Source organism: Kribbella sp. NPDC058693 (assembly GCF_042715335.1).
Classification (GTDB): domain Bacteria; phylum Actinomycetota; class Actinomycetes; order Propionibacteriales; family Kribbellaceae; genus Kribbella; species Kribbella jiaozuonensis.
In genome coordinates this window covers 710,822-725,501 of record NZ_JBHXSQ010000001.1, presented here as the reverse complement: position 1 = coordinate 725,501, position 14,680 = coordinate 710,822, and the positions used below count along the sequence as shown (strand labels likewise).

Below are 14,680 nucleotides of genomic sequence, written 5' to 3'. Positions count from 1 at the left end.
GGTTGCGGCGCCCCCGGTCTGTTGTCAGATCTTCTTCTGGTACGCGAGGATGCGCGCCACGATCTTGTAGTTGAGCTGCTCGTTGATGCTGATCATGTGGTTGTTGGACTCCGCGTTCCAGGTGTCCACCTGGGTCAGCGCGGGCTCGGCCTCGCGGAGCCAGAGCAGCATCGCGGACTTGACCAGGGCGCCGAGGCGGTGGCCGCGGTGGGCCCGGTCCACGGCGGTGTCGTGCTGTTCGCCGAGGTGGGGACGCTCGCGCTCGACGGAGATGACCGTGTGGCCGGCGAGGGCGCCGGTGGACTTCTCCCGGGCGATCACGCGGTACACGGTGTGCTCGCTCTTGGACTGCGCCTCTTCGTACGCGCGCAGCCGCCCGGGGCTGTAGACGTCGTCCTCCATGTCGAGGTCGTCCTTCGGGGCGTCGTTGATGGAGGCGGTCAGCGTGACCATGTCCTCCAGCAACTCCTCCGGCAGCGGCCCGGTCAGCTTGGTCAGCTCGTACGACGTGGACGCGGCGACCGCGTCGTCGTACAGCCGCTGCACCACATCCCAGTCCAGCCCGGTCAGGTCCTGCCGACGGTTCACCTCGATCGCCTTCTGGACGAACCCGTGCCGGCGGGCGAACGCATCCGCCTTCGGCAGGTCGATGCAGCCGTAGCCGACCGTGTCCCGTCCGAGCTCGCGGGCGAATCCCTCGGCGTACTCGACCAACGCCGACCCGACACCACGTCCACGATGATCGGGATGGACGTCCACGTCGATCCAGATCTGGTTCGTGTTGTCGTACGTGTTGACGCCCACGGCCAGCAGCCCGACCGCGGTCCCGTCGGCCTCCCGTGCGAGATAGGCGTATTCGGGCTCCATGTCCCACCCGTAGCGGAGCATGTTGGCATACCCACGCACCGTCGGCTCCACCATCTCCGGGCAGTCGAGCTTGAGGCCCGCGCTCTTGATGGCAACGGCTTCGGCGCACCCGGCTTCGTCGTCGGGGGACAGTTTTGTGATCTCCACAGGCACAGCGTCCACCGAGCGACCGGTTTACCGCGACTGGTTTATCCGCGGTCGAGAAGTTCCTCGCTGAGCTTCCACAGCCGCCGCGCGTTCTCCGGGTCGATCGCATACGGCAATACGCCGAACGCGCCCGGCGTCACCGCCAGCACGTCGGTGTCCGGTGCGTCGGACCGATGAACCGTCGCGATATCGACGTCCTCGCAGTACACCCCGCCGTACCCGTCGAGCTGGGGGCTGACCGCGCACCACACCTGTGTCGCCGCACCTTGCTCGGCCGTCTTCAGCCCGCGCTCCGGATCGATGATCGGCTCGTAGTTCTCGTCCAGGAACCCGCCCTCGCGCAACGTCTCGCGGTTCGAGTACCGGGTCAGATGCGTGATGATGCTGCCCGGATGTACGGCGAACGCGCGGATCCCGTTGGCCCGCTCCCGCGCGTCCAGTTCGACGGCGAACAACACGTTCGCGGTCTTCGACTGCCCGTACGCCGGGTAGGGCGTGTACTCGCGATGCTCGAAGTTCGGGTCGTCGAAATCGACGCCGCTGTACCGATGCCCGCGCGACGACACCGCCACCACCCGCGCACCACCGGCCTGTCGCAAAGCCGGAAGCAGTCGTGTCGTCAGCTGGAAATGCCCGAGATGATTCGTCGCGAACTGCGACTCGTACCCGCGGGCGTCCCGGGTCAGCGGGTTCGCCATGATGCCCGCACTGTTCACCAGGATGTGCAGCGCCCGTCCACTCGCCAGAAAACGATCGGCGAACGCATCGATGCTCGCCGGATCGAGCAGGTCCAGTTCCTCGACGACAACCCCGTCGATATCGGCCAACTCACCGGCCGCCCGGGCGACATCGCGCGCGGGCACAATCACGTCGGCACCGGCGGACCGGAAGGCGCGGACAGTCTCCTTGCCCAAACCGGAGTATCCGCCGGTGACGATCGCGACCTTGCCGTGCAGGTCGATGCCTTCCATCACGTCGTACGTCGTCGACGCGGCGGTGAATCCAGATCCCATTGGTGTTTGCATGCTTCAACGCTAGGGTCCGGGGGCCGGACGCAGAATGCTTGAGAGTGCCGATAACTTGCGCGATAGTACGGATATGGCTGACCCGCTCACCGACACCCTCGCTCTCACCGAGGCGCATTGCCACGTCTCGCGCGGCTTCGAGGCGATGGGCGAGTGGGCGCTGCGTTACCCGGCGACGAACCGGCTCAAGTTCACCGCGGCCGTCGAGGGCAGGTGCTGGATCGACTTCGACGACGAGCTGGCGACGGGTCGGATCGAGCTGGAGCCGGGAGACGTCGTGCTGTTCGACGGCCGGCACGAGTTCGTGAAGGGCAACTCCGACGCCGTACCGGTCGAGGACGCCGTCGCCGCGTTCGGCGCCACCGACGGCCCGATCGCCCGCTTCGGCAACGGCACGCTCACCGGCGTCGGTCCGCGGGTCGTCGGCGTCGGCGGCCATGTCAGCCTGAATCGCACCGGCGACGAACTGCTGATGCGCGCCCTTCCGCCGGTGATCCATCTCCGGGCCATCGACGAGCGGTCGGCGACCTTCCACTGGCTGCTGAACCGGTTGTTGCACGAGGCAACGACCTCCGAGCTCGGCGCGGGTCTGGCCGCCGACGACGTCGCGCACCTGCTCTTCCTCGAGGCCCTCCGTGCCTGCCTCGCGCAAGCAGACGATCTCCCGGTCGGTTGGCTGCGCGCGATCGCCGACGAGCGCATCGCGCCGGCCCTGCGCCTGATGCATGACCAGCCCGGCCGGGCGTGGCAGCTCGACGAGCTCGCCCGGGCCGCGGCGATGTCCCGTACGACGTTCGCCGAGCGCTTCCGCTCCGTGGCCGGCGTACCGCCGCTCACCTACCTGCTCAACTGGCGGATGCGCCTCGCCGAGCGAGCGCTGCGCGACGACGATCAGTCGCTGTCCGCTCTCGCGCATTCGCTCGGCTACACGTCCGACAGTGCGTTCAGCAACGCCTTCAAACGCGTCAACGGCGTCGCACCCCGGCGCTACCGCGAGGCCGCCCGCGCGACCCGGGTGGCGCCCGAGGCAGAGGAAGCTACGGCTTAGGCATCCCGTACGCGTGGTCGACCGTCATCGAGAACATCAGCCGCTTGTCCTCGACCATCACCGCGCGGTACTCGTCCCAGTCCGGGTGCTCGCCGGACGCGGTCCGGTAGTAGTCGACCAGGTCCTCGACGACCGCGTCGTACGGATCGGCGGCGACCGGGCTGAGCTCGGCCTTCCCTTCCAGTACGACGTACGTCCGCCCGCGCGGCCCGTCGACGTACAGGCTGGCGCGCGGGTCGCGGCGCAGGTTCTTGGTCTTCGCGCGGCCGTCGGTGAGTGAGACGCGCACCCGGGTGCCGTCGAAGACGTAGGTGACGTTGGACAGCTGTGGCCGCCCGTCGCGCTTGATGGTGACCAGGACGCCGAGCCCATGCGTGCCGATCCGGTCGAGGAGGGATTCCGTCATACCAACAGCTTAAAATTTCAAGCGCCCTTGAAGGCAAGGGCGGCCTCTAGAACGCGGGACCTGTGGATCGGCTGAGGAAAGGCTCCGGATCCTGGTCCGCCGGCCGCGACCTGGAAACCATCGGGGCATGACCGAGATCAGCGAGCGGGCCGTCGTACGGAGGCTGAACGACCGGTTCGGGTTCGGGCCGGCGCCGGGTGACCTGGACGCCGGCGTCGACGCGACCGTACGGCGACTGCTGGGTCCGGCGAAGGATGCCGCGGCCGCGGCGGTCGTGGTGCCGACCGGTCTGGAGCCGCCCGAGAGTGTGAAGAAGAAGGACCAGGACAAGGACGCGAAGAAGGCCGCCAACAAGCAGCGGGCCGCGCAGGAGCGGAAGCTGACGATCTGGTGGCTGGACCGGATGGTGGTCAGCCGGACCGCAGGGGAGCGGCTGACCTGGTTCTGGCACGGGCACTTCGCGACCAGCAACCAGAAGGTCCGCAACACGGCCTGGATGCTGGCGCAGAACCAGACCCAGCGCACCCTCGCCCTCGGCCGGTTCGGCGACCTCGCGCAGGCGATGATCGTGGACACCGCGATGATCCGCTGGCTCGACGGGCAGAAGAACCGCAAGGGTTCGCCGAACGAGAACCTGGCCCGCGAGTTCATGGAACTGTTCACGCTCGGCCTCGGTCACTACCAAGAGGCTGACGTCGCGCAAGGCGCTCGCTGCCTGACCGGTTGGGTGTTGCGCAAGGACGCTGCGACCTTCCAGCGCAGGCGGTTCGACACCGGCAGCAAGACGGTGCTCGGCAAGACCGGCGACTTCGATGCGAAGGGATTCGCGCGGCTCGCGCTTGCCCAGCCCGCGTCGGCCGGGTTCGTGATCGGGCGGCTGTGGTTCCGGCTGGTGTCGGCGACGCCGCCCGATGCGGCCACGGTCGCCCGGCTGACCACGGCGTACGGCGTCAACCGTGACATCAGGTCGTTGCTGACGGCAATGGTTGGCGAGGCGGCGTTCAAGGACCCGGCGTCGAGTCTGGTGAAGGAGCCGGTGGAGTGGGCGGTCGGACTGCTCCGCGCGCTGAAGCTCCGGCCGAGCAAGCTGGAGGAGAAGGAGCAGACCAAGCTGCTCGCCGGTCTGCGTGGCATGGGCCAGTTGCCGTACCGCCCGCCGAGCGTCGGCGGTTGGCCGGCCGGCGCGAGTTGGCTGACGACCTCGGCCGGTGTCACCCGGCTGCAACTCGCCCAGCAACTGGCGAAGAAGGCCGATCTCTCGGCCGTCAAGGACGCACAGGACGTCGCCGCACTGCTCGGCGTCGACGGCTGGTCCGAGCGGACGAAGACCGCGTTGGCCGGTGTGAAGGACCCTGCGCAGCTGACCGCGGTCGCGGCCTGCGCCCCCGAGTACGTCGTGAGCGGATAGGCGGAGGACATGGACAACCTGACGAGACGGCGCTTCCTGACGCTCAGTGGCGTGACTGCGGCCGGTGCGTTGGCCGCCGGAGCGACGCAGGTGAACTGGTCCGACCTGATGGCCGCGGCCGTCGACGATCCGTTGCCGAGCGACCAGTCGGTGCTCGTCGTCATCACGTTGTACGGCGGGAACGACGGATTGAACACGGTCGTGCCGGCGGCGGACCCGGCGTACCAGAAGGCTCGGCCGGATCTGGCGTACCAGACCAACGAGGTGCTCGATCTCGGCGACGGGCTCGGACTGAATCCGGGGATGAAGGGCCTGAAAGGCTTGTGGGACGACAAGCGGCTCGCGATCGTGCGCGGCGTCGGGTACCCGGACCCGGATCGCAGCCACTTCCGGTCGATGGCGATCTGGCAGACGGCATCGCCCAAGTCGCCGATCCCGACCGGCTGGCTCGGCCGCTGGCTCGACGCAACCGGCGCCGACCCGCTGCGGGCCGTCTCCGTCGAACCCACCCTGCCGCCACTCCTGGCCGGCGAGACCACGGCCGCCGCGTCCCTCCCGTTGCGCGGGCTGTCCTTGCCAGGTGGTGCATTAGGTACGGCGTACGCCGCACTGGGCAAGCCGAGTCCGGGCGACGGCCACTGGCAGGCGCGGGCGGCCAAGTCCGTGCTCGACCTGCAGAACGCGACGCAGGTGCTGGGCAAGGCGGTCAAGAGCGGCCACGTGCAGGAAGACGATGACGACGAGGAGCGTACGAAGGGCGCGTCCGCCGGCGGTACGTCGCAGCTGGGCGCGCAGCTCGAACTGATCGCCGGGCTGATCGAGGCCGGCGTACCGACCCGGGCGTACTCCGCCTCGCTGGGCGGATTCGACACGCACGCGGACGAGCGCGGTACGCAGCAGCGGCTGCTGACCGAGCTGGACGGCGCGCTGACGCCGTTCGTGCAGCGGCTGCAGAAGACGGACCGCGGGAAGAACGCGGTCGTGCTGGTGTACTCCGAGTTCGGCCGCCGGGTCCAGGCCAACGGCAGCGACGGCACCGACCACGGCACCGCCGGCCCGGTCTTCGTCCTCGGCGAGAAGGTCTCCGGCGGCTTCTTCGGCAACCAGCCCAGCCTGACCGACCTCGCCAACGGCGACCTCAAAGCCGGCACCGACTTCCGCGACGTCTACGCCACGATGTTGCAGCACGTCCTCGGCGAAGACCCCGGCAAGATCCTGGCCAACCACACCACCACCATCGACGGCCTATTGAGGGTGTGACAGTCGCAAGTAGAAGGCCGCGCCCGGTTTGCCATCGGCGCGGTCTCCTACGGTGAGGTCGCCGCCGTGGGCTCGGGCTACTCCACGGGCGATGGCCAGGCCGAGACCGGCGCCCTTGCTCTGCGGGCCGTGGACCAAGCGGTCGAAGATTCGGTCCCGGACCTCAGGAGGTACGCCGGGACCGTCGTCCTCGACCATGACGCCGGCCGGGGTGACGCTGATGTGGATCGCCTGGGCGCCGGCCTGGCGGGCGTTGTCGACGAGGTTGGCCAGGACCTGGGTCAACCGCTCCGGGTCGGCGGTGACGATGGCGATGCCGTCGACCTCGACGTCCAGGTCGGGCGCGACCAAGCGGAGGCGAGCGGCTTGCGACTCGGCCAGGTGATGGAGGTCGACCTGCGTGAGCTGCAGTTGCAGGCCGGCATCGATCCGGCTCAGCTCCAGCAGGTCGGAGACGAGCGTGCCTGCGCGCCGGGATTCCCGCACCAGCAGGAGTTCGAGCTGTCCCCGCTCGCTCGACGCCGCCCGCGGACCAAGCTGGATCAGCGTCTCCGCAGCGGTCTGCAAACCGGCGATCGGAGTACGCAACTCATGCGCCGCATCCGCGACGAACTCACGCATCCGGTCCTCCGACCGTCGCGCAGCACCCTCGGCGCCCTCGAGCGCATCGAGCATCTCGTCGAACGCGGCCGCCGTGCGACCGAGCTCGGTGTCCGCGCGCTCCGGCTGCAACCGCCCGCCCCGCCGCCCGGCCGCGATCGACCGCGCCAACCCGGTCATCGCATCGAGCGGCGCCAGCGCGAACCGCATGCCGATCACCAACGCGAGCGCCGTGATCAGGATCGCCGCAGCACCGGAGAGCAACAGCACCGTCCGAAGCCGCGAGCTGGCGTCGGCGAGCAGACTCGTGTCGGCGGACAGCATCAACGTCGCACCCTTCGTCTGCACGCCCGCCTGCAACGTCGCCTTCACCTGCCGCACGTTCCCGCCGGCCTCGATCGGCGGCGCACCCAGCTGCCGCCCGTTCCGCAGGATCAGCGTGACCCGCACGCCGTCCGCGTCCACCCGCCGCACCAAGTTGCCCGGAGCAACGTTCTGTCGCGCGAGCTGCTGGACCAGCTGCGCCCGCCCGGTCAGCAGCGAGTCGAGACTGCGCTCGGCCTGCGAATCGAACACCGCCTTCACGACCAGCCCGGTGATCGGCAGCACGATCAGCAGCACGGCGATAGCCGTCACCGTCACGCGAACCCGCAGCGACCCGCTCATGGGCGCAGCACGTACCCGGACCCGCGGACGGTATGCAGCAACCGCGGACCGTGCGCCTCCAGCTTCCGCCGGAGCCCGCTGACGTACACCTCGACCAGGTTGTCCGCGTAGTCGTCGTACCCCCAGACCGCGGTCAGCAGCTGCGTCTTGCCGACCACCTTCCCGTCGCGGCCGGCCAGGAACGTGAGCAGCTTGAACTCCGTCGCCGTCAACTCGATCGGCGTTCCGCCCCGCCGTACCGATCGCGCCTCGACATCTACTTCCAGATCGCCGACCTCGAGAACAGTCCGCAGCCGTCCCATCCGCCGCAGTACCGCCTCCGCCCGCGCGATCAACTCCGCCAGCACGAACGGCTTCACCACATAGTCGTCGGCGCCGGTCCGTAGCCCGTGCAGCCGATCGCCGACGGCGTCGCGCGCGGTCAACAGGATCACTCCGGCGTTCGACGTCTCCCGTGTGACCGTGAGCAGCTCGAACCCGTCCCGGCCGGGCAGCATCACATCGAGCAGCACGAGATCCGGCCGGTACTCCGCGAGGTCCCGTTCGAGGCCATCGCCGTCCGGCCGGGTGCGCACGGTGTGGCCGGCTTCGGTCAGCGCGATACCGACGGCGGTCCGGATCGGCTCCGCGTCCTCCACCACCAGCACCCGCGCAGTCATCGCGCCATCCTCGCACCGTCAACGGACCGCCAGCTGAACCCCGGAGGCAATCTTCAGCACATCCTCAGCGAGCCCGCCGTTACTCTTCGTGTCTCGTCCGTCGAGACCCCCGGTTCGACGGGCCGGGGGAGTTGTGCATAAAGTAGCTGTCATCATGCGGCACCAGCTTCTCCTCCTTCGCTGCCGCGGCGAGGCCTGTTAAGGCCGGTTCCCTCGCCGCGGAGTTCTGTCGTTCGCCGGTCGTCCTAGCGACCCCGCAGTAGACAGCTTCCCGAGGAGAACCCCCGTGGCACCGAAGAACCAGCCCAAGCCCGTCCAGCAGCCGTCCGGTATGCCGACCCACCGCTACCGCGCGTTCCCGCCGATCGAGCTGCCCGACCGCACCTGGCCGGCCAAGTCCGTCGACCGCACGCCGCGCTGGCTGTCGACCGATCTCCGCGACGGCAACCAGGCCCTGGTCGAGCCGATGTCGCCGGCCCGCAAGCGGCGGATGTTCGACCTGCTGGTGAAGATGGGCTACAAGGAGATCGAGGTCGGCTTCCCGAGCGCCAGCCAGTACGACTTCGACTTCGTCCGCAGCCTGATCGAGTCCGACGCGATCCCGGACGACGTGACGATCTCGGTGCTGACCCAGGCCCGTGAGGAGCTGATCGAGCGGACCGTGCAGTCGCTGCAGGGCTCGCCGAAGGCCACCATCCACCTGTACAACGCGACCGCGCCGCTGTTCCGCCGGGTCGTCTTCAACGTCGACAAGGCCGAGTGCCGCAACATCGCCGTCCGCGGCACCGAGACCGTGATGAAGTACGCCGACGAGATCCTCGGCGACTGCGAGTTCGGGTACCAGTACAGCCCGGAGATCTTCACCGGCACCGAGCTGGAGTTCGCGCTCGAGGTGTGCGAGGCGGTCAGCGACGTCTGGCAGCCCGCCGAGGGCCGCGAGATCATCCTGAACCTGCCGGCCACCGTCGAGATGTGCACCCCGAACGTCTACGCCGACCAGATCGAGTGGTTCGGCCGGCACCTGACCCGGCGCGAGCACAGCGCGATCAGCCTGCACCCGCACAACGACCGCGGTACGGCGGTGGCCGCGACCGAGCTCGCGCTGATGGCCGGCGCCGACCGGGTCGAGGGCTGCCTGTTCGGCCACGGTGAGCGCACCGGCAACGTCGACCTGGTCACGCTGGGGATGAACCTGTTCAGCCAGGGCATCGACCCGCAGATCGACTTCTCCGACATCGACGAGATCCGCCGTACGGTCGAGTACTGCACGCAGATGCGCGTTCCCGAGCGTCAGCCGTACTCCGGTGACCTGGTCTACACCGCTTTCTCCGGCTCGCACCAGGACGCGATCAAGAAGGGCCTGGAGGCGCTGGACAAGCAGGCCGCGGCCGAGGGCAAGCCGGTCGGCGACATCGCCTGGGAGGCGCCGTACCTGCCGATCGACCCGAAGGACGTCGGCCGCAGCTACGAGGCCGTGATCCGGGTCAACTCGCAGTCCGGCAAGGGCGGCGTCGCGTACATGATGAAGTCCGAGCACCGGCTCGACCTGCCGCGCCGGCTGCAGATCGAGTTCAGCCGGGTGATCCAGCAGCACACCGACAACGAGGGCGGCGAGGTCGGCCCGCAGCAGATGTGGGACATCTTCGCGGCCGAGTACCTCGCACCGGGCAAGCTGTCGCTGCTGAGCGTCAACTCGACGTCCGGCGAGGGCCAGGGCGACCAGCTCCGGGTTCAGGTCTATTCCAATGGCGTGCCGCACGAGCTGGTTGGCGAAGGCAACGGTCCGGTCTCGGCCTTCGTCGACGCGATCAAGCCGCTGAAGTACGACGTCCGCGTGCTCGACTACCACGAGCACGCGCTCTCGGCCGGCGGTGACGCGCTGGCCGCGGCGTACGTCGAATGCGAGGTCGGCGACGAGGTTTTCTGGGGTGTCGGGCGGGATGCGAACATTCTCACTGCCTCGCTGAAGGCCGTCGTCTCGGCTGTCAATCGCGCCACGCGCTGACTCCGTCACATTCTTCCGGCGAATCGCCCGTCTCTGTTTCAGAGGCGGGCGATTCCAGTACGCCCCGGTACCGTTGCGTCACGGACCGCAACGTTGTCTCAACGTTGCCTCAAGACGTTGACTCGATGACTGAGGTTGCGCACACTGTCGTCACTATGCGCAGATCCTTGCAAGACAGCGTTACTAAGTCGTGCTGTTGAGTGGTCTGCGCCACCGACTTTCCCTGGCAGTCGCGTGGAGGTGAGCAGTGAGCGGTGCGGTCGAGACACCCGCGTCGGAGCTGATCGAAGGGCCGGTTGTCGAACCGAAACCCTCGGCAGTTCGGCGCTTCTTCAGCGCCTGGCTTGTCCGAAGACTCTTCAAAGCCGTGCTGACCGTCTTCATCGTCACCACCGGCACGTTCTTCCTGGTCCGGCTGCTGCCGGGTAACCCGGTCGACACCTACATCCAGACCCAGATCGCGCAGACCGGTATCTCCTACGAGGCCGCCGCCGCGCAGGCGAAGAACCTCTTCTCCCTGGACCCGAACGCGCCGCTGATCCAGCAGTACCTGACGTACATGGGGAACCTGCTGCACGGCGACTTCGGCAACTCGGCGCTCTCGCCGGGCACGACGGTTGCCTCGGTGATCAAGACCTACCTGCCGTGGACGCTGTTCTCCGTCGGCGTGGCCACGGTGATCGCGTTCATCATCGGCATCGCGGCAGGCATGACCATGGCGTACCGCCGCGAGACCTGGCTGGATCATCTGCTCACCTCGGTCGGCGCGCTGCTGCACGCGATCCCGAACTACATCCTGGCGATCCTGATCGTGGTCTTCCTCGGGGTGAAACTGCAATGGTTCAACCTGACCGAAGCGCGCGGTTCGTACACGCCAGGCGTGCATCCGTCGTTCAGCCTCGCTTTTCTGAACGACATCTTCTACCACGCGACGCTGCCGATCCTGGCCTACACACTGACCACGGTCGGCTCCTGGGCGCTGGTGATGAAGTCGTCCACGGTGGAGACCCTCGGTGAGGACTACGTGACGGTGGCCCGGGCCCGCGGCCTGTCCGACTCCCGGATCAGGAACGGGTACGTCGGCCGCAACGCCGTCCTGCCGCTGTTCAGCCAGCTCGCGGTCTCGCTCGGATTCGTGGTCGGCGGATCGATCTTCGTGGAGAAGATCTTCGGCTACCAAGGCATCGGGTTCAGCCTCTTCAACGCGGTCAACGGCCGCGACTACGCCGTACTGCAGGGAATCTTCCTGGTGGTCACGATCTCGGTGGTCGCGGCCAACCTGCTCGCGGACATTCTCTACAGCCGGCTCGATCCGCGGATCCGCGTCCAGGGCAAGGGGTGACGAGATGACCGAAGCAACGATCCCCGTCTCCTCGATCGGAACCACCGGCGTCTCCCGCTTCGCCGGCATCATCAGGTCGTTGCGCCGCAGTCCGGCCGGGTTCATCGGTTTCGTGATCGTGGTCCTGCTGATCCTGATCAGCGCGATCGGGCCGTTCTTCACGCCGGAGGTCGCGCCGAACGTCAAGGAGATCCTGCTCCCGGCCGGCTCGCCCGGCCACCTGCTCGGCACCGACAACGAGGGCAAGGACGTCCTGGTCCAGATGATCGCCGGCGGCCGGACGGTGATCTTCGTCGGCTTCGTCGCCGCGGCGATCTCCACCGTGCTGGCGATCGTGCTCGGCTCGCTGGCCGCCTACCTCGGCGGCTGGGTCGACTCGGTCGTCGTCACGCTGGCCGACGTCTTCCTGACCGTCCCGCAGATCGTCCTGCTCGCGGTCCTCGGAGCGTTCTTCAAGCTCGACTCGCCGGTCCTGCTGGCGCTGCTGGTCGGCGGCCTGTCCTGGCCGGTGCTGACCCGGGCGGTCCGGGCCCAGGTGTTCTCGCTGAAGGAACGCGAGTTCGTCGAAGCCGCGCGACTCCTGGATCTCGGCACGCCCCGGGTGGTGTTCGTCGAGATCCTGCCGAACATGGCCAGCTTCATCCTGATGAACTTCATGATCGGCGTGACCAACGCGATCTACCAGTTGGTCGGCCTGTACCTGCTCGGTCTCGCGCCACTGACCGGGTCCAACTGGGGCATCATGCTCAACCGCGCCTGGATCGCCGGCGCGATCTTCAACGACAACAGTCTGGCCTGGATCCTCAGCCCGATTGTCGCGATCATCCTGCTGCTGCTCGGATTGGTGATGATGACTCGATCCCTCGAAGAGATCCTCAACCCGCGCCTCCGGGACCGGTGACGATGGTGACGACGACGACCTCGGGAGCCGCCCGCGCGGTGCGCGGCGGCGAAGGCAAGCCACTGCTGTCGATCCGCGACTTCAAGGTCGAGTACCGGACCGGCTCGGGCGCCACGGTCCAAGCGGTGCGCGGCGTCGACCTCGACCTCTACCCGGGCGAGAGCCTCGCCCTGGTGGGGGAGAGCGGCTGCGGCAAGACGACGTTTGGGCTCGGGCTGCTCCGGCTGCTGCCGCGGCTCGGCCACGCCAGCGGCAAGGTGATCTTCAACCGCGGCGACGGCACCGAGATCGACGTACTCGGGCTGGACGGTCGCGATCTGCGCCAGTTCCGCTGGCGGGACGCGGCGATGGTCTTCCAGGGTGCGATGAACGCGTTCAACCCGGTGCTGAAGATCCGCGCGCACATGCACGACACGATGCGTGCGCACACCAAGGCGACCCGGCAGGAGATCGAGGACCGGGCCGGTGATCTGCTCCGGCTGGTGCGGCTGGAGCCGGAGCGGGTGATGGACTGCTACCCGCACGAGCTGTCCGGCGGCATGCGGCAGCGCGTGCTGATCGCGATGAGCTTGCTGCTCGAGCCCGAGGTCCTGATCCTGGACGAGCCGACCACGGCGCTCGACATCCTTACGCAGCGGTCGATCGTCGACGTACTGCACGAGGTGCGGGAGCGGCTCGGCTTCTCGATGATCTTCATCTCGCACGACCTGTCGCTGGCCGCGGAGCTCGCCGACCGGGTCGCGACGATGTACGCCGGACGCCTGGTCGAGACCGGCGGCGTCCGCGACCTGTTCTACCGTCCGCGGCACCCGTACACGCTCGGCCTGATCAAGGCCGTGCCGCCGATTGTCGGCGACCTGCCCGACCTGGAGTCGATCCCCGGCGGTCCGCCGAGCTTGGCCGCACTGCCACCGGGCTGCACTTTCAACCCGCGGTGCAAGTTCGCCACCGACGAGTGCAGAGAAGCCGAGCCGGATCTGGTCCCTGTGACCGACCAGGACGGCAGCGCGCACGACGTCGCCTGCATCCACTGGAAGGACGTGCACCTCGACCGCGAGGCGCGCAACCAAGACCTCGGGACCGCATCATGAGCGCGCTGGAGCAGACCCCGGAGACCGTGAGCCGGACGCCGCTGATGACGCTGAGCGGCGTCAGCCAGGTGTTCGACACCAAGGCGGGGCCGATCCGCGCGGTCGACAACATCGATCTGTCGGTCAACCCCGGCGAGGTGCTCTGCCTGGTCGGTGAGAGCGGCTCGGGCAAGACCACCGCCGCCCGGATGGCGGCCGGTCTGGCCCGGCCGACCGACGGCCAGGTCCAGTTCGACGGCAACGACATCTGGTCGATGAACCGGCACGACTTCGGCGCCTTCCGGCGCAGTGTGCAGTACGTCCACCAGGACCCGTACGCATCGCTGAACCCGACCCGGACGATCCAGCAGACGATCACCGCGCCGTTGCTCAAGCACGGTGTTGTCAAGGGCAACAAAGCGGCCGCCGACAAGGCCGCGGAGCTGCTCCGCAAGGTCGACCTGACCCCGCCGGAGAACTACCTGCCGAAGTTCCCGCACCAGCTGTCCGGCGGTCAGCGGCAACGGGTCTCGGTCGCGCGGGCGCTGACCCTGGACCCGAAGCTGATCATCGCGGACGAGTCGACCTCGATGCTGGACGTGTCGATCCGGATCAGCGTGCTGGCGATGCTCGGCCGGCTGCGCGACGACCTCGGCGTGGGGTTCCTGTTCATCACCCACGACCTCGCGATCGCGAAGTACTTCGGCTGGCACGGTAAGACCGCGGTGATGTACCTCGGCCGGATCGTCGAGTTCGGTCCGACGCCGAAGATCATCAACGCGCCGACGCATCCCTACACCCGGGCGCTGATCGACGCGATCCCCGAGCCGGATCCGGACCTGACCAAGACCAAGGGCCGCGAATCCCTGCGCAGCCTGGAGATCCCGAGTCTGGCCCACCTGCCGAGCGGCTGCTCGTTCCACCCGCGCTGCCCGATGTTCGAGGACGGGCTGTGCGACGGCGAGGTTCCGCAGTTGGTCGAGATCCGGTCCGGTCAGTCCGCGGCCTGCCACGTGGTGGCCCGCGACGGCGCCGGGGAGGTCCGGCCCGATGAGCCGGTGGCCTGATGTCACCGCAGATCGGCCGGTTGGCGCTCGGCTGGGCGGCGTTCCTGATCCTGGCCAGCGGGGCGTTGCTGCTCACGCTGTCGCCGGGTACTCCGGAGTTCGTCGTCACCCTGTTCACCTTGTGTTTGGGCCTGCTACTGGGCCTGATCGTTGTCGTCGGGGTCGTGTGGACCCGGCGGCGGGAAAAACGCGAGGGCGGTTCGCAGTAA

14 protein-coding genes are annotated in these 14,680 nt (G+C 68.2%); 9 read left to right on the top strand and 5 right to left on the bottom strand.

All coding sequences use genetic code 11. The features are described 5' to 3' along the window. Positions 1–24 precede the first annotated feature (24 nt). A complete protein-coding gene (locus tag ACFWUU_RS03425) occupies positions 25–1,014 on the bottom strand; it encodes a GNAT family N-acetyltransferase (RefSeq protein WP_380172320.1) in 990 nt (329 codons plus the stop codon). A 41-nt stretch (positions 1,015–1,055) separates the two neighbouring features. Continuing rightward, complete coding sequence (locus ACFWUU_RS03420; RefSeq protein ID WP_380172318.1) at positions 1,056–2,039, bottom strand: oxidoreductase; 984 nt, start codon at positions 2,037–2,039, stop codon at positions 1,056–1,058. Between the two features lie 73 nt (positions 2,040–2,112). Between ACFWUU_RS03420 and ACFWUU_RS03415 the strand changes: the two genes are divergently transcribed. After that, a complete protein-coding gene (locus ACFWUU_RS03415) occupies positions 2,113–3,087 on the top strand; it encodes a cupin domain-containing protein (protein ID WP_380172316.1) in 975 nt (324 codons plus the stop codon). On the opposite strand, the gene ACFWUU_RS03410 is transcribed toward ACFWUU_RS03415, so the two are convergent. Beyond that, a complete protein-coding gene (locus ACFWUU_RS03410; protein ID WP_137253816.1) occupies positions 3,077–3,493 on the bottom strand; it encodes a PPOX class F420-dependent oxidoreductase in 417 nt (138 codons plus the stop codon). The genes ACFWUU_RS03415 and ACFWUU_RS03410 overlap by 11 nt on opposite strands. A 127-nt stretch (positions 3,494–3,620) precedes the next feature. Here ACFWUU_RS03410 and ACFWUU_RS03405 point away from each other — a divergent pair, with 127 nt between their 5' ends. Together ACFWUU_RS03405 and ACFWUU_RS03400 are read left to right on the top strand one after the other, a co-directional pair. Next, entirely contained in the window at positions 3,621–4,901 is a 1,281-nt protein-coding gene (locus tag ACFWUU_RS03405; protein ID WP_380172314.1) for a DUF1800 family protein, read from the top strand. 9 nt (positions 4,902–4,910) lie between these two features. After that, complete coding sequence (locus tag ACFWUU_RS03400) at positions 4,911–6,161, top strand: DUF1501 domain-containing protein (protein ID WP_380172312.1); 1,251 nt, start codon at positions 4,911–4,913, stop codon at positions 6,159–6,161. Here ACFWUU_RS03400 and ACFWUU_RS03395 read toward each other — a convergent pair. Then, a complete protein-coding gene (locus ACFWUU_RS03395) occupies positions 6,147–7,427 on the bottom strand; it encodes an ATP-binding protein (protein WP_380172310.1) in 1,281 nt (426 codons plus the stop codon). The genes ACFWUU_RS03400 and ACFWUU_RS03395 overlap by 15 nt on opposite strands. Beyond that, on the bottom strand, positions 7,424–8,086 hold the full coding sequence (locus tag ACFWUU_RS03390) for a response regulator transcription factor (RefSeq protein ID WP_380172308.1): 663 nt from the start codon (positions 8,084–8,086) through the stop codon (positions 7,424–7,426). The genes ACFWUU_RS03395 and ACFWUU_RS03390 overlap by 4 nt, the downstream gene beginning before the upstream one ends. Positions 8,087–8,417: 331 nt before the next feature. Between ACFWUU_RS03390 and leuA the strand changes: the two genes are divergently transcribed. From leuA to ACFWUU_RS03360, 6 genes are all read left to right on the top strand, one after another. Continuing rightward, positions 8,418–10,091 (top strand): 2-isopropylmalate synthase, encoded by a 1,674-nt coding sequence (gene leuA, locus ACFWUU_RS03385; RefSeq protein WP_202877658.1) that lies wholly within the window; start codon positions 8,418–8,420, stop codon positions 10,089–10,091. Between the two features lie 247 nt (positions 10,092–10,338). Next, a complete protein-coding gene (locus tag ACFWUU_RS03380; RefSeq protein ID WP_233714628.1) occupies positions 10,339–11,433 on the top strand; it encodes an ABC transporter permease in 1,095 nt (364 codons plus the stop codon). A 4-nt stretch (positions 11,434–11,437) separates the two neighbouring features. Continuing rightward, the gene (locus ACFWUU_RS03375; RefSeq protein WP_137253822.1) at positions 11,438–12,334 is read left to right on the top strand and encodes an ABC transporter permease; all 897 of its coding nucleotides are present in this window, start codon (positions 11,438–11,440) and stop codon (positions 12,332–12,334) included. Positions 12,335–12,339: 5 nt separating this feature from the next. Further along, positions 12,340–13,425: an ABC transporter ATP-binding protein gene (locus ACFWUU_RS03370; protein ID WP_233714629.1), complete on the top strand. Its 1,086-nt coding sequence runs from the start codon at positions 12,340–12,342 to the stop codon at positions 13,423–13,425. Next, the gene (locus ACFWUU_RS03365; protein ID WP_137253824.1) at positions 13,422–14,471 is read left to right on the top strand and encodes an ABC transporter ATP-binding protein; all 1,050 of its coding nucleotides are present in this window, start codon (positions 13,422–13,424) and stop codon (positions 14,469–14,471) included. The genes ACFWUU_RS03370 and ACFWUU_RS03365 overlap by 4 nt, the downstream gene beginning before the upstream one ends. After that, the gene (locus tag ACFWUU_RS03360) at positions 14,471–14,680 is read left to right on the top strand and encodes a hypothetical protein (RefSeq protein WP_137253825.1); all 210 of its coding nucleotides are present in this window, start codon (positions 14,471–14,473) and stop codon (positions 14,678–14,680) included. The genes ACFWUU_RS03365 and ACFWUU_RS03360 overlap by 1 nt, the downstream gene beginning before the upstream one ends.

Coding starts and splice junctions, on each gene's coding strand:
- ACFWUU_RS03420 (WP_380172318.1), bottom strand. CDS start 2,039: ATGCAAACACCAATGGGATCTGGATTCACCGCCGCGTCGACGACGTAC.
- ACFWUU_RS03415 (WP_380172316.1), top strand. CDS start 2,113: ATGGCTGACCCGCTCACCGACACCCTCGCTCTCACCGAGGCGCATTGC.
- ACFWUU_RS03410 (WP_137253816.1), bottom strand. CDS start 3,493: ATGACGGAATCCCTCCTCGACCGGATCGGCACGCATGGGCTCGGCGTC.
- ACFWUU_RS03405 (WP_380172314.1), top strand. CDS start 3,621: ATGACCGAGATCAGCGAGCGGGCCGTCGTACGGAGGCTGAACGACCGG.
- ACFWUU_RS03400 (WP_380172312.1), top strand. CDS start 4,911: ATGGACAACCTGACGAGACGGCGCTTCCTGACGCTCAGTGGCGTGACT.
- ACFWUU_RS03395 (WP_380172310.1), bottom strand. CDS start 7,427: ATGAGCGGGTCGCTGCGGGTTCGCGTGACGGTGACGGCTATCGCCGTG.
- ACFWUU_RS03390 (WP_380172308.1), bottom strand. CDS start 8,086: ATGACTGCGCGGGTGCTGGTGGTGGAGGACGCGGAGCCGATCCGGACC.
- leuA (WP_202877658.1), top strand. CDS start 8,418: ATGCCGACCCACCGCTACCGCGCGTTCCCGCCGATCGAGCTGCCCGAC.
- ACFWUU_RS03375 (WP_137253822.1), top strand. CDS start 11,438: ATGACCGAAGCAACGATCCCCGTCTCCTCGATCGGAACCACCGGCGTC.
- ACFWUU_RS03365 (WP_137253824.1), top strand. CDS start 13,422: ATGAGCGCGCTGGAGCAGACCCCGGAGACCGTGAGCCGGACGCCGCTG.
- ACFWUU_RS03360 (WP_137253825.1), top strand. CDS start 14,471: ATGTCACCGCAGATCGGCCGGTTGGCGCTCGGCTGGGCGGCGTTCCTG.